The following is an 18425-nucleotide window of genomic DNA, read 5'->3' on the forward strand; positions in this document are numbered from 1 at the left end:
TAAAATAACCCAATTTTCATTGAGGTAACCAGTTTGGACAATTAACTAATTCCTCATTAGTAACATTCTAACCTGCAATTTCGCAATTTCAATCGTTAAACGATTGCAGCATCCAGCAATGTAAGTTCCCGGGTAATGAACGACATCATCTTGAACTTCTTTCCAAGCACCTCGGGTCGCAAAACAACCGTTTCTTAAAGTGTATAGAGTTTCTCGCAAATGCTGTTGAAGTGCAATATAAAATCACGATATTATAGTTGCTATATTTCCATTTTGCGAGATTGGATAGAGGCTGATTAACAATGAATGTAGAAATTTTTCAACTTCGTTCTTATCTTTTAAAATTATAGCGGCTTCTGTTCTACGTTATTCTTGAGAAACGAGAATACCTTATCCACAGTTTTTAACTGCTACAAGGCATCCTCGTCCGTAACATCATCCCCAATAAAAACTGGGTAAATACGAGCGTAATGATAGCTTAATAGTTCTATAATATGTAATAAGGCTTTACCTTTATGCCAATCAACAGCGGGTCGCAATTCGAAAACTTTTTTACCTAAATGTTTTTTTTAATTGAGGATATACTTCTAAAGTTCTATCAATTTATTCTTCGATTACTGGAAGATTCTCAGATTTTACTAAACTATAGTGTATAAGATAAGGATAAAATTTTATGTTTAATGATGACCCTAGGAATATTTTAAAGTAATTGTGTCAATAAATTATAAACATTCAATACAGCTTCTTTATATTCTGTTCCCATCGTAAAAGTATTTTGAGAAAGCGGATCTCCATGATTACCTACGTAAAATAATTCTTTTAAACCAAACAATTGGTGCAAACTCTCTAATTGTCGTTTACTTAAAATCAAAACTGCCATATATTGCCCTAGATTTATCAATACCTCACGAATTTTATCATTTAAAAGGCATATTCAGGATTATCTACTACTGGTATCAATGTTCCATGGTAATCCTAAAAAACAACCACTTTTTATTGGTCGATTTCTCGATAATACAAGGTAGACAATTTAATGTGTTAAGAAGCGGCGGAGAAATATGTTTCGACAATTCTTCAAAACGAATCATTTTCAAGTCATCAACTACCTAATCTCTCCTTTCTCGCTTTAACGATTTGCGTAGATTTGCGTAAATTTGAATTACGAGCAACCCTAATAATTAACCAAAAATAACCTCGCACCGCAGCCTGTATTCTTGACAGGGCATCCTCGAAAACCACGCAATCTAAAGGAGTGATTTTTAATTGGGCAGCTACTTCTAAAAATATATCAGATTGGGGTTTTCCATTTAAATTCATTTCTTGACGGGTAATACCATCGATTTGAACTAAAAATAAATCTGCGATCTATACCCTTTCCAGTAATGTTTGGCAATTTTTACCGGATGATACCACACCTACTGGAACTCTTTCTTGCCTAAATTTTTGGATTAATTCAATAGTAGAAGGAAAAACTTTAATTTCTTTTTGATTCAATAAATCAGCAAATACAAATATATATTATTTTTCCAATTGCTTAAGTCCGTAAAGGATATTTTTATCCTGAGTGTCCTTAGAATCCTCATAAGGAAGTTCTAATCATCGAGAAAGCAGAAAACTCTTAATAATAGGGCAAAGCTTGATTTGCTTCAATTTCTGAAGATCTTGTGACTCCATAATAATGGAGTGGGACTTTACAAAGAAGATGCGTTTCTAAGCCATCAGACAGCCATCAGACATTTGATTCTTCCTAGAATTGCTGTAGGCAAGAAAGTTGCAGACCGTTTAAGCTTTATCAATATCATTCAACTTTTCAAACATTCAATAGCCGTGAGAATTCACCGTCTTAGTACTAATACACAATTGTTTAGCAATTTTTTCTTTTTTCATCCCTTTGGTTAGCAAACAAAACTTCCATTTGTTGATCACTCAAGTCATCAAATGGTGATTCCGAAGCAGTAGCTTTCCTTAAAGCTACGTGGCTTGCCACTGCTGAACTAATGTTATCGCTGACCGCTATGCACTGCGCGAATGGCATGTTCTAACTCAGTAGAATCGCTACTTCTAGTAATGAATCCACATACGCCTGCTTGCAGGTAAACGTATAGGAAGCAACTCATTTTCCATAAAATTTTTGGGCAAACTCAAGGCCACTCGTATCAGGTAGTTGATATCAGATAGTTGAAAGTCGAGGATAACCACATCGGGTTCTTTTTCCAGTCGCAGAGTAAGGCCTTCTTCCCCGGTGCTCGCTTCCCCGACTATACGGATACCCTTGATTTGTTCTAGCATCAAGCTCATACCGCGACGAATCAATACATTGTCTTCAATTAAAAATAACATTGATCAAAATTTATTCTCCTTCTTAATGTTACTCCACAGATAAGGCTCACTGTAATTAAATCTCATATATAAAAACAGAGGTAAAAGCAAATAATTAATAACACTTTTATTGCATTGTTCGAAAGGATCTTTTCAGGAAAAGATCTTTGCAAAAAGCTGGGTGGTGCAACAGATATTAGCTTGATTTATTGGCTTATCAATACCATGCATGCCAGCAATTATTCAAAGAACTTTTAAGAATAAAACCACAATTAATTCAAGAAATTTCTACAGAAGCATTTTATCTCATATGGAAATAGCGAGGGTTGGAGTATCTCCATTTTATGGGTTAACTGCATATCCCGATAGAAGATCGTTTCTCCTAGAAATATTCCAAAAAAATCCTCAATTAGCGCAAGGAATTACAACAGAAGTCCTTTGTCCGTCCTATATGCTCCGAAGAACTTGAACCAAGGTGGCTTTCTGTATTTTATTGGCTCATTGGTGCTGTAGATAAAGAAGCGTATGGCCTACTTATAAGGTTTCTCGATACCCCACCGTGTGGGGTAAATCCAAAACATCAGGGGTGAAAACTTTCGTCGCCCTATTTTAATGGGTCCTTATGAAGGCACCTCCATGCTGTTTTGGCTCGTTGATTTCTACTCACGGCGTCAAATTGTGTTTGACAAGCTCCTGGAAATCTAAACCCTAATTACTTTCAGAAATCTCTGATATGGCACTCGGACGACCCTTGGCTACGGGCGCCCCGTTATGGGAAGGCCACTTCTCCTTTTTATTTACTTTTATTTACTCACCAACTTACCTGAAGGTATAGAGTTACTTGATCAGATAGTAATAGAAAATTCCTCCCTTGCTTTGGAAATCACGGCTCCAACCCTCCAAAATTCAAGTGTGAGGGAAGATGATTCGGGTGCTTCTCTTTTTTTGGATAACGGCAATCGTTGTAACGGCGGAATTGCCAAAGTCTCTGTGAAAGACGATTCTTTAATTTACAGAATTAACCTCATGTACCCTAATGTTTTTGACCTCGTTTTTGATAGAGGTCAAAAACATTTAACTCCTGCAGAATTTAATGAATTTGTAAAATCTTTTAACTTTAAATGTTTAAAGAAAAAAGTAATTTAATTAAGAATTATAATATTTCTAACATTTCCTTGCTTAAAATCTGATTTTGATATTTTTTAGAAAAAATTATCTCTCAATCTTGAAAATGAAATTCTAGAAAAATAATAATTACTGCTAAAAATTGTCAAAATCAGCTAGGCTACTATAATCTTCAAGATTTAAAAATTCACATTTCTCATTTTCAACGGTCTTCCCACACTTGAAAAAGTTACCCAAGCACCCTACTTTATGTTAGCCACCCTTAACAAGAAAATGAACTTTATGGGGCTATCTGAATCCCCCAAAAAATTTCGACTCAAGAAAAAGGTAGTTTGGATCTTTTTGGTTAAATATTGAATCTAAAATAAAATTAATTGGATTAGCTCTCTTTACGTTAAATTAAAGAAAGTCTTCTTAACAAGTCCTCTTAACGATTCGGCTAAATGCCAGGGAGATCCCCCTTGAGAGGGGGTACTAATTTCGGTTCTTTTAATGTTTTCCTCTGGTCCCTCTTTAGAGAAATTATTTCTGAAAAAAGTAAAAGAGATAAACTGATCGTTAAAATGCACTATGAGTAGGATTACGCTTTGCAAGCAATTGCAACAAGTACTCATTTACATTAACAGGACTGAATCGAGCTGATAATCAAAGCACTGATCCCAATCAATTGCTCAAATTGGCGGAGAGAGAGGGATTCGAACCCTCGATGGAGCTCTTTCGCCCCATACTCCCTTAGCAGGGGAGCGCCTTCAGCCAACTCGGCCATCTCTCCATTAATTACCTTTTACCTGGAACCTCGTGGACGAAAGGTCAATAATTTTCCGGTCGAGCCTCCCTCTAGGACTCTGCGAGGCAAGCATAATAACACTCCTATCAACAGAAATAAAATGAGTTATTTTCTCACTCTTAAAATTTAAGATTTGAATGAGGAATTCAACGGATAAAAAAACAAAAAGCCTGTGAAATAAAATAATAGGATGAAAGACAGAACGGAAAAAATCCAAGATATACCCCCCACCAGCTGCTGGGTAGAAATTACTCAGATTCAGAAGTCTTTTCAGTGCCAACTTTACCTTGTAGCTTCGCTAGTTTTTCCTGTTGAATCCGCTCATAAATTTCTTCGCGGTGAACAAAAACCTCTTTCGGTGCTTCAATCCCAATGCGAACTTGGTTGCCTTTCACACCAAGCACAATCACCTTGACGTCGTCTCCGATAATCACCGATTCACTAATACGTCTCGTTAGTATTAACATCTTCCTCTCCTTCTTTAGAGAAATCCTTACCTGCAAGCCTGTGGAGCAAAACCTCCCTATCTTTTTTATCGAGAGCCTTAAAAAGCTCCCCAGTCTTCGAAAGACTTTAAGATAATATTGGAATTCCGTGATAAATCAATAAATTTTTAACTTACAATCGAGTTTAAAGGCTGAATGAAGTGTCCGGGCGCCCACTTCCAGGTACTTCTCATCAATAACAGCGGAAATTTTGATCTCAGTAGCAGTTATCAAGTGGATATGAATTCCTTCCTGCCCTAGGGCACTAACCATTTGTGAGGCAATACCCGCATGGGAACGCATCCCAACACCTACTAAAGAGATCTTGGCAACCTTGCTATTACTAAGTACAGTCCGGGCGCCGAGCTCTTCTGCTACTGTTTGTATGATAGGATAAGCTTTTACATAATCATCCCGCTGCAAAGTGAAGCTAAAATCGATCTTCGTATCCACGGTGGGGACATTCTGAACAATCATGTCCACTTCAATATCTGCCTTCCCAATAGGCCCAAGAATGTAGCTAGCTAATCCAGGCCTTTCTGGAATCCCTTGGAGGGTCAGTTTCGCTTGACGTCTTTCAAAAGCAATGCCCGATACAAGCGGCTGTTCGATACAATCCCGTTCGTAAGTAATTAAGGTTCCCAATCGTCCTTTTCGTAGGCTGGACAATACGCGAATAGGGACCTGATATTTCCCCGCAAATTCGAGAGATCGATTTTGAAGTACTTTAGCACCTAGGCTAGACATTTCCATTACTTCGTCGAAAGTGATCTTCGAAATTCGCCTCGCAGCGGGAACGACCTTAGGATCACTGGTATAAATTCCGTCGACATCGGTAAAAATTTGACACTCGTCCGCTTGCAAAGCGGCAGCTAAAGCAACCGCGGTAAGATCAGACCCTCCTCGGCCTAAGGTGGTAATCTCACCAATTTCACTAATTCCTTGGAATCCAGCCACTACTGGCGTGCGCCCTTCTTTTAAATCGGCCAATAAAATCTGAGGATCAATATCAATAATTCGAGCTTTTTGGTGTTCGTTAGTAGTCCGTAAACGGATTTGCGCAGCGGTATAAGAATGGGCAAGACAATTTCGGGTTTCTAACGCCATGCTGAGCAAAGCAGCTGACATTTGCTCACCCGTTGATACTAATGCATCATATTCGCGCAAATTGGTGTCAGAAATGGAACGGGCCAGTTTAATCAACCGGTCTGTTTCACTGTACATTGCAGAAACGACTACAACCACTGCATGCCCTCGCTGACGCGCTTCCGAAACAATATCAGCAGCTTTCTGTATTCTGTTGATGTCTGCAACAGAACCGCCTCCAAATTTTTGAACGATTAAAGCCACGTCGACGACTCCAATTTAATTTTAGCAGTTTCCAGGAAAATCCTTGTTAATGTTCAGCTATTGCTGTTAATTTCTCTTTTACCCATTCGTATACTGAGTCCAGAGCTTCATTCAATCGCTCTGGAGAATCTCCTCCTCCTTGAGCCATGTCAGGACGACGACCTCCGCCTCGTCCTCCGACTTGTACGGCCACAGACATTAATAATTCCGTGGCATTAAAATAATCTAAGGAATTTTTTGTAACCCCCGAAATCAGCTGGACTCGGTCCTTTTTTACTATAGCAAGTACGATAGCCGCTTTTCCAAGTTTTTGCTTTAATTCATCAACCATAGCACGTAAGGTATCGTGATCTGCGGCTTCTACTTTTGATGTTAAAACCTTTATCCCTTGAATATCGACTGCCTCATTTATTAAATACGAAAGTTGCTGTAAGGCCATTTGTCGTTTTAATTTTATTAACTCTTTTTCTCTATTACGATTTTCTTTTAAAATTTGATTCACCTTTAAAATCAATTTGTCCCTATTTGTTTTTAATAAATTACTTAAAGTTTCTAACTGCTCTTCTTTGGTTTCAATATAAGATAGCGCTGCTTGGCCAGTAACCGCTTCAATACGACGAATACCCGCAGCACAGGCCGATTCAGAAACAATTTTGAATAAACCAATTTCTCCAGTCTGTTTAGTATGAGTGCCACCACAAATTTCGGTAGAAAAATCACCTATTTTTAAAACACGAACTCTTTCTCTATATCGTTCACCGAAAAGGGCTAACGCTCCAAATTCTTTTGCCTCCTTAGGTGTCATGACATTGACATTAGAAGTCAAATTAGCTTGAATTTGCTGATTCACTAATTTTTCTACAGCTTGTAATTCTTGCCGGATTATAGGGCGCGGGTGGGAAAAATCAAATCTCAAATGCTTAGCTTCTACAAGAGAACCCTTCTGCATGACATGATTCCCCAATACACGTCGCAAAGCTTCATGCAACAAGTGGGTGGCTGAGTGATTTCGCATAATATCGAAACGTGAACTACTCACCTTTGCTTCCACTTTGTCTTTGACATGCAAAGTTCCTTTGACCATTTCACCGATATGCAAATAAACGGCACCCTGTTTTTTGGTGTCCTTAACACGGAAGCTCCCGAATTCAAAAAATAAATAACCCCTGTCTCCCACTTGCCCGCCAGATTCAGCATAAAAAGGAGTGCGATTAAGCACGACCATTCCTTCTCTTCCTTCATTTAAGACAGTTACCGGTTTATTATCTTCTAAAAGCACAGTTACAGAAGCTTCTGCATTTAAAGTCTCATAACCAATAAATTCAGTTTCACCGCTAATGTGTACTTTTTGAGTGTGATCAAGAGTATGTTGGGCTTGTTGAGATTGTTCTCGTTGGCGCTCCATTGCCTTATTAAACTCAGCATAATCCATCGTAAAATTACGTTCTCTAGCAATATCTGCCGTTAAGTCCGGAGGAAAACCATAAGTATCATATAATTGAAAAATCACCTCGCCAGGAATTTTTCGATGAGACAACTCAGCCATTTCTTGATCTAAAATCTTAAGACCTTTTGATAATGTTTGGGAAAATTGAATTTCTTCCTGACAAATAACTTGTTCAATAATGGGCTGAGTTCTATAAAGTTCGGGATAAACATCCTCCATCACTTTTGTTAACGGAGTTACTAACTGATAAAAAAAGGCCTTCTGTTGTGCCAGCTTATAACCATGGCGCACGGCGCGACGAATAATACGACGCAAAACATATCCCCTTCCTTCGTTAGAGGGAATAACACCATCCGCAATAAGAAAAGCAGCCGAACGAATATGGTCTACAATTACTCGCATGGAGGTATTGCGAAAATCCTTATTACCAATCAACGATCCTAAGGTCTTTAAAAGATATTGTAATAATTCAATATCGTAATTGTCATGAACGCCCTGCATCACTGCCGCAATACGCTCAAGTCCCATCCCAGTATCAACAGAAGGTTTAGCTAAAAGATACAGTTTACCATATAAGTCTCTATTATATTGCATAAATACTAAATTCCAAATCTCCACATAACGATCCCCATCCGCGTCGGGACTTCCCGGTGGCCCTCCGGCTACGGTGGGCCCGTGATCGTAAAATATTTCTGTACAAGGACCGCAAGGTCCGCTATCTCCCATCTGCCAAAAATTCTCTTTTTCGCCGCATCGAGAAAAACGCTGAGGATCAATTTTCATTTCTTTAAGCCAAATGGCTTCACTTTCAGGATCATTTCGAAAAACGGTAACCCACAAGCGCTCTTTTGGTAACTCTAGAACTTCCGTTAAAAAGCGCCAGGCATAGTCAATTGCTTCCCGTTTAAAATAATCTCCAAAACTAAAATTCCCAAGCATTTCAAAAAAAGTATGATGGCGGGACGTATACCCCACATTTTCTAAATCGTTGTGCTTCCCTCCGGCTCGCATGCACTTCTGTATAGAAACGGCACGCTGATAAGGACGCGTATCAATTCCTAAAAATACATCTTTGAATTGGACCATCCCGGCATTCGTAAATAAAATAGTTGGGTCATTTTCATTAACTAATGAACTACTTGGAACAACTTCATGATCCAGTTTTTTAAAATATTCAATAAAAATTTGACGTAATTGATTGCTATTCATGTAATTTGACATTGTTGTATCCAACGATAGATGCGTTCTGAATCGAAACCTCGTTGCATTAAAAAGCGGACCAACCGAGCAGAACTCTTCTTAGTTAAATTTAAATCTTGCTCCTGATATTTTTTTTGTAAAATTGAGAACAGTGCTTCCCACCAAAGCATTGCATCATGAGGAAGATATTGGCGGACTAATGAATGTGTTATTCCTCGATGTTTAAGTTCCGCTATGATATAATTAGGACCAAATCCTGCAGCGATACGTTGACGCACATAAACTTCAGTGTATCGCTTCATCACTTTGAAGACCCTCAACAGCTAATGATATTATCAAAGTTTTCACTTCTGGAAGTTTATAACTCTTATTTAGAAGTTTTTGCTTTAATTCTAACTGGGAATACTCGCGTCTTGCCAATAAAGCAATAGCGCGTTCACGAAGCTCCATCATTCTGTCACGGCAGTTTCTTCATCTGTTTTTTCTCCACTTTTTTGCTTCGACAATAATTTTTCTCTTAAATGAGTTTCAATTTCTTTTGCAACTTCCTGATTTTCCATTAAAAATTGGCGAACATTTTCTTTCCCTTGCCCAATGCGTTCACTATTATAGCTGTACCAAGCACCTGATTTTTCGATAAGTTCATTTTTAACACCAAGCTCGATTAATTCGCTTTCGCGCGAAATGCCCAGCCCATATAAAATATCAAATTCCACTTGACGAAACGGTGGTGCTACTTTGTTTTTGACGACTTTTACTCGCGTTTCACTACCCATAATTTCTTCACCCTTTTTAATCGATCCAATGCGACGAATATCCAATCGGACTGAAGAATAAAATTTAAGTGCGTTTCCACCCGTAGTGGTTTCGGGGCTACCAAACATGACACCAATTTTAATTCGTATTTGATTAATAAATATTACCAATGTATTGGATTTCTTGATGTTAGCGGTAAGTTTACGCAATGCTTGTGACATTAACCGGGCCTGGAGTCCCATATGAGAATCACCCATATCTCCTTCAATTTCGGCCTTGGGCGTTAAAGCAGCCACTGAATCGACCACCACAACGTCAACGGCACCGGAGCGAACTAGTATATCGGTGATTTCTAAGGCTTGCTCTCCAGTATCTGGTTGCGATATCAATAGATCGTCAACATTAACACCCAATTTTTGGGCGTAGATTGCATCTAGAGCATGTTCAGCATCCACAAAGGCGGCTGTACCACCCATTAGTTGACAAGAGGCGATCGTTTGAAGTGTTAAAGTCGTTTTTCCGGAAGCCTCTGGACCATATATTTCTATTACACGTCCTCGAGGCAAGCCGCCTACGCCCAATGCAATATCCAAACCCAGTGAGCCTGTGGAAATTACATCGATATCTTTAATAATACCAGCATCGCCTAGCCGCATGACTGAGCCCTTGCCAAATTGGCGCTCAATTTGGGACAAAGCAGCGCTTAACGCTTTATTGCGATCGTCCATTCTTGCTCCTTAATAATCGATTTGAAAAATAATCGATTTAAAACAATTACACCACAAGTATAGAGTTTTTTCACAAAAAATCGTGAAAGTATTATTCCATTAACCAGTAACAGATTTAAGCAAACATTTTAATCCATAAGCAATTGCCGAATCTCGAACGTGTTTGCGTCCGCTTTTAAAATGAGCTTTGTAACATTCTACTTCGCCAGTTTTTTTTGCCGTTTTTTTTGCAATTCCAAACCAAATGGTCCCTACAGGTTTATCGGGGATTCCTCCGCTAGGCCCCGCAATACCGGTGATACTCAAAGCGATATCAGCATGACTTCGTTTCAAAGCTCCTACAGCCATTTCCCGTGCTACTGCTTCACTAACCGCGCCCTCCCATTTTATTAATTGTGGGTCTATTTCCAAAAGTTCTTCTTTTGCACTGTTACTGTAGATAATAAATCCACATTCAAACCAAACAGAACTTCCTGGAACACGCGTAATTGCTCGACAAAATCCACCACCTGTACAAGATTCTGCTACCGCTAATTTCATTCCCTTTTCTTTTAAAATTAATCCGAGTTGACGGCTTAAAGGATAACTATTAACGTCCATTATAGCTCCATGGTGAAAGATAGGCCGGAGAATGTAAAATCATAACAATACCTCTTGAGTATCGCCAGTGCTTTTACTAAGCTTTCAAGGATATGGGCACTCGAATAAAAGCACAACCTTATCAAGAAGATTTCAGCCAACATACCCCAATGATGCGACAATATTTTGGGATCAAAAAATTTTGGGATCAAAAAAGGAATATCCAGATCTTTTATTATTTTACCGTATTGGTAATTTTTACAAATTATTTTATGAGGATGCTCAAAGAGCCGCTACTCAAAGAGCCGCTAAATTATTAAATATTACTTTAACCACTCGAGATCAGTCCGGGGGCCAAGTTATTCCCATGGCCGGAGTCCCTTATCATTCCGTAGACAATTATTTAACTAAATTAATTGGTCTCGGTAAATCAGTAGTTATTTTCGAACAAATTAGCGATCTGACTACCAGTAAAGGACCTGTGACTCGCGAAGTAACCCGAATTATTACTCCACGTACCGCAAGTGATAAAATTTTACTAGAGGAACATCGAGATAATACTCTAACCGAACTTCTCGCAGAAATTAAACGTATTTTTCCTGCTGAATTATTAATTATTAATCAATGAAGAAATAATCAATGAAGAAATACAGATCGAATCACTTAGAGTAGAGGTCAAACATCGTCCTCCCTGGGAATTTGATCGTAACACCGCAACAACGCTCTTGTGTCAACAATTTCAAATTCAAACTCAAGGACTGGATAGTTTTGGGGTTACGCATTTGCCCGTTGTCACTGGCACCTCCGGTTGTTTATTGCAGTATGCAAAATATACCTAAAGAACGACTTTCCCCCATATTCACTTTTCCCCCATATTCACTCCATTCAAGCCAAACAAAATGAAGAATCCATTCTCATGGACGCAAGCACGCATCGTAATCTCAAATTAATCAAAAACTTGCAGAGCGAAGAAATTCATTCCCTTGCTTGGGTGTTAAACCGAATAGCAACCCCAATAGGCCGTCGATTATTGCGACGATGGATAAATCGTCCCCTGCGTGATCAAGCTCTATTGCAAAAAGACAAAGCGCGATCACGCTTATTTTGAGAAAAAATTTTATGCTGAGCTGTGGGAAAATATATGTCCTGTCCTAATTAGGGACCTAGAAAGAATCATCGTCCGAGCAGATTTATGTTCGGTACGACCTCAAGATTTAATGCAATTGCGGCAGGGGTTAAGTTTAGTACCAACTTTAGATCAGAAATTAATTTTCTTGTCGGCAAGTAAATTATTACAAAGAAATTAAAAATAGATTGTGTCATTTCGATGATTTATTTCAATTATTGCAAGACTCAATAGTAGAAAATCCTCCTGTTGTCATTCGCGACGGGAGCGTCATTGCGTAATGTTTTGATTCAACTTTAAACGAGCACTTTAGACGAGCTTCGCAATCTAAACAGCAGTACTCATCAATTCTTATTAGACTTAGAAGAACGCGAATGCGAGCGGACAAAAATAAATACACTAAAAGAATAACACTAAAAGAATAAATACACTAAAAGTGGGTTATAATCGAATTCACGGATATTACATTGAAATTTCACGGGCACAGGCAAAAGAAGCACCTCCTGAATATATTCGCCGTCAAACATTAAAAAATGTGGAGCGATATATCAAACCACTGAATTAAAAAATTTTGAAGACAAGGTTTTGAGTAGTCGCTCTCGAGCCTTAGCTCGAGAAAAAGAACTTTATGAGCAATTATTGGATGTGTTAATTGAAAAGTTAATCCAGTTACAACAATGCGCAACGGCCGTTGCCAAATTGGATGTATTAAATAATTTAGCAGAGCGTGCGCGGATACTCTTAATTAATTATTGCGCTCTACAATTTTGTGACGAGCCCGTCATTCATATTGAAGCAGGGTCGCCCCGCCATTCTGTGGTGGAAAATGTAATGCTCGATCCATTTATGCCAAACGATACCCGCCTTGATGACAAAAGGCGAATGTTAATAATTACCGGTCCAAATATGGGTGGCAAGTCTATTTGTATGCGACAAACTGCTTTAATTGTGTTACTCGCTTATATCGGCAGCTTTGTACCTACAAAAAGTTGTTGTGTGGACCCAATCGATCCTATTTTTACACGCATCGGTGCTCCAGATGATCTCTCTGTTAGTGGACGATCGTCGACCTTCATGGTCGAAATGACGGAAACAGCGGCTATTTTTTTTATAATGCTACTGAACGAAACTTAGTGTTAATAGACGAAGTGGGGCAAGGCACGAATACATTCGATGGTCTTTCGCTTGCTTATGCATGTGCTTCTTATATAGCTACGCAATTAAAAGCTTTCATTTTATTCGCTACACATTATTTTGAATTAACCAGACCTGCTGAAATATTTCCCGCAGTCAGAAATGTCTATTTAGATGCCGTGGAACATCAAGAAAAAATTGTTTTCTTACATACTCTCAAGGAGGGTCCTGCCAGTAAAAATTATGGGTTGCATGTTGCTCAATTGGCTCGAGTTCCTCGAATTATCATTCATCAGGCGCATCAAAAATTAGAAGAACTTAAAAATTCAACCCGAGGAGAAATAATGCTACAACAAAACGAACTTTTTTATCTGAAAATTCTCTGCTAATGGAAATAAATAAAATCAACCCCGATGATCTGACACCCAAACAAGCCTTGGACATTCTTTATTGTTTAATTGAACTTCGACAAAAATCATGAAACATCTTTATCCCGATATTGCTATTATTATTCCCGCTTATAATGAACAAGCCAGTATTCGCACTATTGTTGAATCTGTTTTTTCTTTTACCAATAAAGTTATCGTAGTTGATGATGGAAGCACAGATCAAACGGTAATGCAATTGAAAGATTTGCCTGTGACACTTCTTAGAAACGCCACCAATCAAGGTAAAGGTGCAAGCTTAATGCGCAGTTTTCGTCATCTCCAGGAATTAAATGTCCGTGCCGCTATTTGCATGGACGCCGATACCCAACATGATCCTCATGACATTCCTAAATTTATTCAAGCAATGGAGGAATACCCCAACCATATTATCATCGGCGCGCGAACCTATAATGCGGAAAGCGCTCCTAAAGCGCGGCGATGTGCGAACCTGATTGCTGATTTCTTCATTTCCTGGGCTGCCGGACATCGTATTATCGATACCCAATCGGGTTATCGTCTCTATCCTTGTGATTTTCTCTATCAATGCCTGCGTAGGCTGCGTTCTCAACGGTTTGCTTTTGAAAGCGAAATGTTGATTCAAGCCAGCCGTCGAGGCTATTTACCCATCTCCATTCCAATCCATTCTCATTATCCCAAAAATTCTCGCCCGAGCCATTATAAGCCACTGATTGATACTGTAAAAATCACCTGGATGGTGACATGGAAAATTATTACCCGTGGATTTTGCTTGCCAGGTTTATGGCGTACACTGCTCAAACCTAACAAAATTGCGGATTTTGAAAAAGAGAATTAAATTCTCATGCTAATCCCTCTTCCCGAATAGAGGCTAAAATTGATCCATAGCCTCTTCTATGGCACCATTTCAGTTTGACTTCCTTCTAGTTAACCAATGACAGAAAAACATCCGAAAGGCCTCTATCTTTTATTCTTTACCGAGTTATGGGAACGATTTGGCTTCTATACAGTAACCACTATCCTCATTCTTTATTTAGTACAATCCTTGCATTTTACAGATCAACACGCTGACTTATTGTATGGTGCTTTCAGCGCTCTTTTATATTTGACGCCCCCATTAGGGGGTTTTATTGCAGACCGTTATATTGGTTTCCAAAAAACCATTTTATGGGGCAGCTGCTTATTTATACTCGGCTATCTGCTCACAGCACTCCCAAGCCAGCAGGGTTTTTTTATTGGATTAGCTCTACTGGTTGTGGCTAATGGTCTTTTTAAACCCAATGTATCCAGTATTCTGGGAACCCTTTATGGAAGGGATGATCCCCGTCGAGATGGGGGTTTCACTCTCTTTTACATGGGAATTAATGTAGGTTCACTTATTCCTCCTATTTTCATCGGTGCGGTAGTTCATTATTACGGCTGGCATGTCGGTTTTCTATTCGCTGCATTGGGCATGGTTATTGGCATGATTACCTTCTTCATTGGACATAAACGTTTAGGTAATCGCGGCGCTCTTCCTACGCAAAGCCCTCTTAACAGCTTCTCAACTAAAATCAAATTTAACACCGTATTATGTTTAGGGATTATAGCGAGTGTTGCTCTTATTCAACTTTGTTTTGATTTTCCAGCTTTAACTAACACGATTGTAGTTATTGGTACTTTTTTAATCTTCCTTGCCGTAGTTTATCTCCTTCTCAAAGAGAAACGTGCACAACGAAATAAAATGACGGCAAGCCTTATTTTAATTGCCATTTCTATTGGCTTTTGGGCTCTCTACAATCAAACCTTTTCTTCTTTAATGTTATTCGCCGATCGTAATATGGATACCCACTTGTTTGGCTTTAAAATTAATGCAGAATTTACCCAATTTTTTAATCCATTTTTTATAATTGCTTTGAGTCCACTCTTAAGTCGCTTATGGATTAGTCTTGACAAGAAAAAAATTAACCCTTCGATACCTACTAAGTTTGCATTAGGCGTTTTATTCGTTGCTTTAGGGTTTTTATTGCTAGCTTTTGGTACGCAATTTTTTGGTACTAATGGGCTTACTTCTCCCTGGTGGCTTATTTCAAGTTATTTTTTACAAACTATCGGGGAATTATTTTTATCGCCTGTGGGGCTTGCTATGATCACTGTTCTATCACCCCCACGCTTAGTAGGGTTGATGATGGGAATATGGTTCCTCTCCCAATCAGCCGCTTTCGCCATTGCAGGAAGTTTGGCCACTTTAGCCTCGGTGCCTGCTCAACTTTCCCCGATCTGCTCGTTGTCGATATACTCCCACGCCTTTTTGGTATATGGCACAATTACTTCCATACTTACTATGGTTAGCTTTGTGTTAATTCCACTATTAAAACGATTGATTCGAACATCGGAAGAATCAATTACTCAGGGAAGTAGTCGACACTGAAATTAATGCAAAAAAAGCTATTTATAGAGACAGTAACAACATAAATGATGGCAAATCTGAAACCCGCTTAAAATAAGATCCACGAATTATCGGACCTCGTTATTGTTGCCCAAAATCCTATTTGCATTCTAGACGCAGTCAAATGGAGCTACACTGTCAAAAAAGATTTCTTTAAACACAAATTTAAAAAATTACCCACAGTTGATTTGGATTATTATTAAAAAAATAAATTCGGTTTTGATCCCGATCAAAAATTACAAGAATTTTATGACATAGAACTTCGCATTAAACATGAATTAGGGAAATATAATGCCGTCCAGCACCTTGATGCAACCCCCGTTGCCGAGAATATCGTGATGTCATTCAGCTTTTGAAAGCTCGCGGAACAAAGCAATTTACGAAAATTTCTCAAGATCTTTAAAAGTTCAGAAGATTCTTTTTATGCTAATGCACCCACTTTAAAAGATCTCTCAGTAGTAGGTAGAACCTTAGAAAACGTCGGCGATACAACTCTCTTAACAAAAAAAAGATGAAAATAAATATTCCGCTAAAGAAGCCGTAAAGATTTTAAGCCAACGGTTAAAAAATATTTCGCGGCAAAGATAGTAATTCATGTTAAAGTCAGCGACGATATTATCGCTGATGCTTCTGCTGGCACTGCTGATACAACTAAATTACGTAAGGATCTAAAATTTAGAGAACGCGTTCTGCAACTTTACGAGGTTCACGAATGGTGGGTACATTTGGGTATAACTCTGAATGGATTTGAATAAAGATTTGGCAATTTTGATTGAGATATTTACTTTTTCCTCTTATCCTGCACGGGTCTGGAGAATAACCAATCATATTGTCGCTAACAAAGGCCATAACGAAGAGGAAAATTATAATAACACGGTTCGTGTTTTTCGAGGAAACACACCTTATCAAGGTCCTTTCGATAAAGACTTATTTTAGTCTAAAGGATTTGTTTTAATTCTCAATTACATTCGTCTTTCCATTCAGAGCGTCGATCCATCACGACTTTCGCTTTTATTTGTAGGAAAAACAGATTTACAAAGCATTCATTTATTGAGCAAGATAGCAGAAGAAGGATTATTAAACTTTCCTAAATACATTCCCTATCAATTTAAAGATTTATTTAAAGATTTATCAGCATTAAGTACATGGTCAGATTATTCGCTGTTTTTAAATCAATTAAATACTGAAAAATTAGATAGAGATTTTAAGGATATTTTGTAAGGCTGCAATTTCAGAAGGTTCTAACTCCTTCCATTCACCCCGGCGTAAAGATTTAGGTAATACAAGCGAACCTAAACGAACGCGGATAAGGTGACTGACTTTAACTCCTTGGGATTCCCATAATCGGTGTACCAATCGGTTGCGTCCCTCTACCACAACCACATGGAACCAATGGTTCTTTCCATTCCCGCCTGCATCCACAATATCTTCAAAACGCGCTTTTCCATCTTCTAATTTCACTCCATGGGTCAAGCGTTTTATTGTATCAGCATCAACCTTACCAATAATCCGTACGGCATATTCACGCTCAATCTTAGATGAAGGATGCATCAAACGGTTTGCGAAGTCGCCATCATTGGTAAAAAGCAATAGTCCCGAAGTACTTATATCTAGGCGCCCAACATTGATCCAGCATCCGCTGAACAGTCGCTGTAATGCCTCAAACACTGTGGGTCGACCCTCGGGATCTTTGCGGGTACATACTTCCCCCAACGGCTTGTGATAAAGTAAAATTCGCACTTTCTCAGCAGAACTTATTTGATATAGCTTACCATCAATATAAACAACATCATCTGGGGAGAGTCGATCGCCCAATTTTGCAGTGCGATTATTAATTTGAATGCGTCCTGCTTCAATAAGTTTTTCGATTTTACGTCGTGAACCGTAGCCCGCTCGGGCTAAAACTTTTTGGATACGTTCCGTCATAAAAATTAACCCGCGCCTTTTTTAGGGAGGCGAAGGTCTTCGTTATCTTCTTCTTTATCCTCTTCTTCTTTGGAAGCTAATTGTTCTGCTAATTGAGTACCTTTTTCTTCTAAATCCACCATCTCCTCTAAAGGAGGTAGGTCAGTTATCTTTTTTAAATTAAAATAATCTAAAAAAGCTTTTGTGGTTACATAGAGAGCTGGTTTCCCTGGGACGTCCCGATAACCTTCTACTTTAATCCACTCACGATCCAATAATTTTTTCATAATGTCCGAACTCACTGTTACGCCGCGGACTTCTTCAATTTCTCCTCGCGAAATGGGTTGGCAGTAGGCAACTAAAGCAAGAGTTTCTAATAAAGCTCGTGAATATCGAGGTGGTTTTTTTCCCATAACCGCTGCAACCAAGGAGCAAGATTTGATTTTGCCTGGAATCGATAACCGCTAGCCACTTCACACAACTCTACGCCACGCTCTTGGTAATCTTCGCTGAGTTCGGATAATAAATTTTTAATTTCGGCAGGTAAAGGTCTATCCTGTTTTTCAAATAATTGTTGCAGTCGCTCCAAAGTTAATGGCTCTGGCGAAGCAAACAACGCCGCTTCTAAAATGTATTTACGATTCACTTCACT

Annotated in this window: 26 protein-coding genes, 1 tRNA gene and 2 pseudogenes; 13 read left to right on the plus strand and 16 right to left on the minus strand. The window is 38.7% G+C overall.

Translation table 11 applies throughout. The annotated features are described in order from the left end of the window. Nucleotides 1-45 precede the first annotated feature (45 nt). The 6 genes and pseudogenes from MRH55_RS05210 to MRH55_RS08065 all read right to left on the minus strand — a co-directional run. Entirely contained in the window at nt 46-219 is a 174-nt protein-coding gene (locus MRH55_RS05210; protein ID WP_304985191.1) for a hypothetical protein, read from the minus strand. Nucleotides 220-410: 191 nt separating this feature from the next. Then, nucleotides 411-539: a trehalose-phosphatase gene (locus MRH55_RS05215; protein ID WP_304985192.1), complete on the minus strand. Its 129-nt coding sequence runs from the start codon at nt 537-539 to the stop codon at nt 411-413. 161 nt (nt 540-700) lie between these two features. Next, complete coding sequence (locus tag MRH55_RS05220) at nt 701-901, minus strand: hypothetical protein (RefSeq protein WP_304985193.1); 201 nt, start codon at nt 899-901, stop codon at nt 701-703. Nucleotides 902-1098: 197 nt separating this feature from the next. Next, complete coding sequence (locus tag MRH55_RS05225) at nt 1099-1317, minus strand: HAD-IA family hydrolase (protein ID WP_304985194.1); 219 nt, start codon at nt 1315-1317, stop codon at nt 1099-1101. 501 nt (nt 1318-1818) lie between these two features. Next, complete coding sequence (locus MRH55_RS08060) at nt 1819-1887, minus strand: hypothetical protein (RefSeq protein WP_439647892.1); 69 nt, start codon at nt 1885-1887, stop codon at nt 1819-1821. Nucleotides 1888-2163: 276 nt separating this feature from the next. Next, a pseudogene (locus MRH55_RS08065) lies at nt 2164-2340 on the minus strand (response regulator); the annotation flags it as partial. A 750-nt stretch (nt 2341-3090) separates the two neighbouring features. Between MRH55_RS08065 and MRH55_RS05235 the strand changes: the two are divergent. Further along, nucleotides 3091-3465 (plus strand): hypothetical protein, encoded by a 375-nt coding sequence (locus tag MRH55_RS05235; RefSeq protein ID WP_304985195.1) that lies wholly within the window; start codon nt 3091-3093, stop codon nt 3463-3465. Between the two features lie 656 nt (nt 3466-4121). Here MRH55_RS05235 and MRH55_RS05240 read toward each other — a convergent pair. From MRH55_RS05240 to MRH55_RS05275, 8 genes are all read right to left on the minus strand, one after another. Next, a tRNA-Ser gene (locus MRH55_RS05240) sits at nt 4122-4216 on the minus strand. Nucleotides 4217-4479: 263 nt separating this feature from the next. Then, the gene (gene csrA / locus MRH55_RS05245; protein WP_304985196.1) at nt 4480-4698 is read right to left on the minus strand and encodes a carbon storage regulator CsrA; all 219 of its coding nucleotides are present in this window, start codon (nt 4696-4698) and stop codon (nt 4480-4482) included. A 135-nt stretch (nt 4699-4833) separates the two neighbouring features. Next, a complete protein-coding gene (locus tag MRH55_RS05250; protein ID WP_304985197.1) occupies nt 4834-6066 on the minus strand; it encodes an aspartate kinase in 1233 nt (410 codons plus the stop codon). 46 nt (nt 6067-6112) lie between these two features. After that, nucleotides 6113-8722, minus strand: coding sequence for an alanine--tRNA ligase (gene alaS, locus MRH55_RS05255; protein ID WP_304986143.1), 2610 nt, complete (start codon nt 8720-8722; stop codon nt 6113-6115). Further along, nucleotides 8719-9015 (minus strand): regulatory protein RecX, encoded by a 297-nt coding sequence (locus MRH55_RS05260; RefSeq protein ID WP_304986144.1) that lies wholly within the window; start codon nt 9013-9015, stop codon nt 8719-8721. Before MRH55_RS05260 ends, alaS begins: the two co-directional genes overlap by 4 nt. Beyond that, nucleotides 8999-9166: a regulatory protein RecX gene (locus MRH55_RS05265; RefSeq protein ID WP_304985198.1), complete on the minus strand. Its 168-nt coding sequence runs from the start codon at nt 9164-9166 to the stop codon at nt 8999-9001. The genes MRH55_RS05260 and MRH55_RS05265 overlap by 17 nt, the downstream gene beginning before the upstream one ends. Beyond that, entirely contained in the window at nt 9163-10197 is a 1035-nt protein-coding gene (gene recA, locus MRH55_RS05270; protein ID WP_304985199.1) for a recombinase RecA, read from the minus strand. Before recA ends, MRH55_RS05265 begins: the two co-directional genes overlap by 4 nt. Before the next feature lie 99 nt (nt 10198-10296). Beyond that, nucleotides 10297-10797 (minus strand): CinA family protein, encoded by a 501-nt coding sequence (locus MRH55_RS05275; RefSeq protein ID WP_304985200.1) that lies wholly within the window; start codon nt 10795-10797, stop codon nt 10297-10299. Nucleotides 10798-10978: 181 nt separating this feature from the next. Between MRH55_RS05275 and MRH55_RS05280 the strand changes: the two genes are divergently transcribed. The 12 genes from MRH55_RS05280 (at nt 10979) to MRH55_RS07840 (ending at nt 17089) form a co-directional block, all read left to right on the plus strand. Next, the gene (locus MRH55_RS05280) at nt 10979-11404 is read left to right on the plus strand and encodes a MutS N-terminal domain-containing protein (RefSeq protein WP_304985201.1); all 426 of its coding nucleotides are present in this window, start codon (nt 10979-10981) and stop codon (nt 11402-11404) included. Nucleotides 11405-11429: 25 nt separating this feature from the next. Then, on the plus strand, nt 11430-11615 hold the full coding sequence (locus MRH55_RS05285; RefSeq protein ID WP_304986145.1) for a hypothetical protein: 186 nt from the start codon (nt 11430-11432) through the stop codon (nt 11613-11615). A gap of 77 nt (nt 11616-11692) precedes the next feature. Continuing rightward, nucleotides 11693-11884 carry a hypothetical protein gene (locus tag MRH55_RS05290; RefSeq protein WP_304985202.1) on the plus strand — a complete coding sequence of 64 codons (192 nt, stop codon included), beginning with the start codon at nt 11693-11695 and terminating at the stop codon, nt 11882-11884. A 454-nt stretch (nt 11885-12338) separates the two neighbouring features. Further along, nucleotides 12339-12467, plus strand: a complete 129-nt coding sequence (locus tag MRH55_RS05295; protein ID WP_304985203.1) for a hypothetical protein — start codon at nt 12339-12341, stop codon at nt 12465-12467. Nucleotides 12468-12487: 20 nt separating this feature from the next. Beyond that, on the plus strand, nt 12488-13036 hold the full coding sequence (locus tag MRH55_RS05300; RefSeq protein WP_304985204.1) for a MutS-related protein: 549 nt from the start codon (nt 12488-12490) through the stop codon (nt 13034-13036). Next, the gene (locus MRH55_RS05305) at nt 13036-13425 is read left to right on the plus strand and encodes a MutS-related protein (protein WP_304985205.1); all 390 of its coding nucleotides are present in this window, start codon (nt 13036-13038) and stop codon (nt 13423-13425) included. The genes MRH55_RS05300 and MRH55_RS05305 overlap by 1 nt, the downstream gene beginning before the upstream one ends. Then, entirely contained in the window at nt 13425-13517 is a 93-nt protein-coding gene (locus tag MRH55_RS08180; protein ID WP_500784507.1) for a hypothetical protein, read from the plus strand. The genes MRH55_RS05305 and MRH55_RS08180 overlap by 1 nt, the downstream gene beginning before the upstream one ends. Further along, the gene (locus MRH55_RS05310; protein ID WP_304985206.1) at nt 13514-14278 is read left to right on the plus strand and encodes a glycosyltransferase family 2 protein; all 765 of its coding nucleotides are present in this window, start codon (nt 13514-13516) and stop codon (nt 14276-14278) included. Before MRH55_RS08180 ends, MRH55_RS05310 begins: the two co-directional genes overlap by 4 nt. Nucleotides 14279-14374: 96 nt before the next feature. Next, nucleotides 14375-15850, plus strand: a complete 1476-nt coding sequence (locus MRH55_RS05315; RefSeq protein ID WP_304985207.1) for a peptide MFS transporter — start codon at nt 14375-14377, stop codon at nt 15848-15850. A 608-nt stretch (nt 15851-16458) separates the two neighbouring features. Next, nucleotides 16459-16623, plus strand: a complete 165-nt coding sequence (locus tag MRH55_RS05320) for a tyrosine/phenylalanine carboxypeptidase domain-containing protein (protein WP_304986146.1) — start codon at nt 16459-16461, stop codon at nt 16621-16623. After that, a complete protein-coding gene (locus MRH55_RS07835) occupies nt 16610-16804 on the plus strand; it encodes a hypothetical protein (protein ID WP_369421048.1) in 195 nt (64 codons plus the stop codon). The genes MRH55_RS05320 and MRH55_RS07835 overlap by 14 nt, the downstream gene beginning before the upstream one ends. A gap of 42 nt (nt 16805-16846) precedes the next feature. Continuing rightward, on the plus strand, nt 16847-17089 hold the full coding sequence (locus MRH55_RS07840; RefSeq protein ID WP_369421538.1) for a tyrosine/phenylalanine carboxypeptidase domain-containing protein: 243 nt from the start codon (nt 16847-16849) through the stop codon (nt 17087-17089). Here the strand turns inward: MRH55_RS07840 and rluB are convergent. Both rluB and scpB read right to left on the minus strand, forming a co-directional pair. Further along, on the minus strand, nt 17060-17794 hold the full coding sequence (gene rluB, locus MRH55_RS05330) for a 23S rRNA pseudouridine(2605) synthase RluB (protein WP_304985208.1): 735 nt from the start codon (nt 17792-17794) through the stop codon (nt 17060-17062). The two genes, MRH55_RS07840 and rluB, sit on opposite strands and share 30 nt — an antisense overlap. A gap of 5 nt (nt 17795-17799) precedes the next feature. Then, nucleotides 17800-18419 (minus strand): annotated as a pseudogene (gene scpB, locus MRH55_RS07845) (SMC-Scp complex subunit ScpB). Nucleotides 18420-18425: the final 6 nt, after the last annotated feature.

This window comes from Coxiella-like endosymbiont, from assembly GCF_030643785.1.
Taxonomy (GTDB): domain Bacteria; phylum Pseudomonadota; class Gammaproteobacteria; order Coxiellales; family Coxiellaceae; genus Coxiella.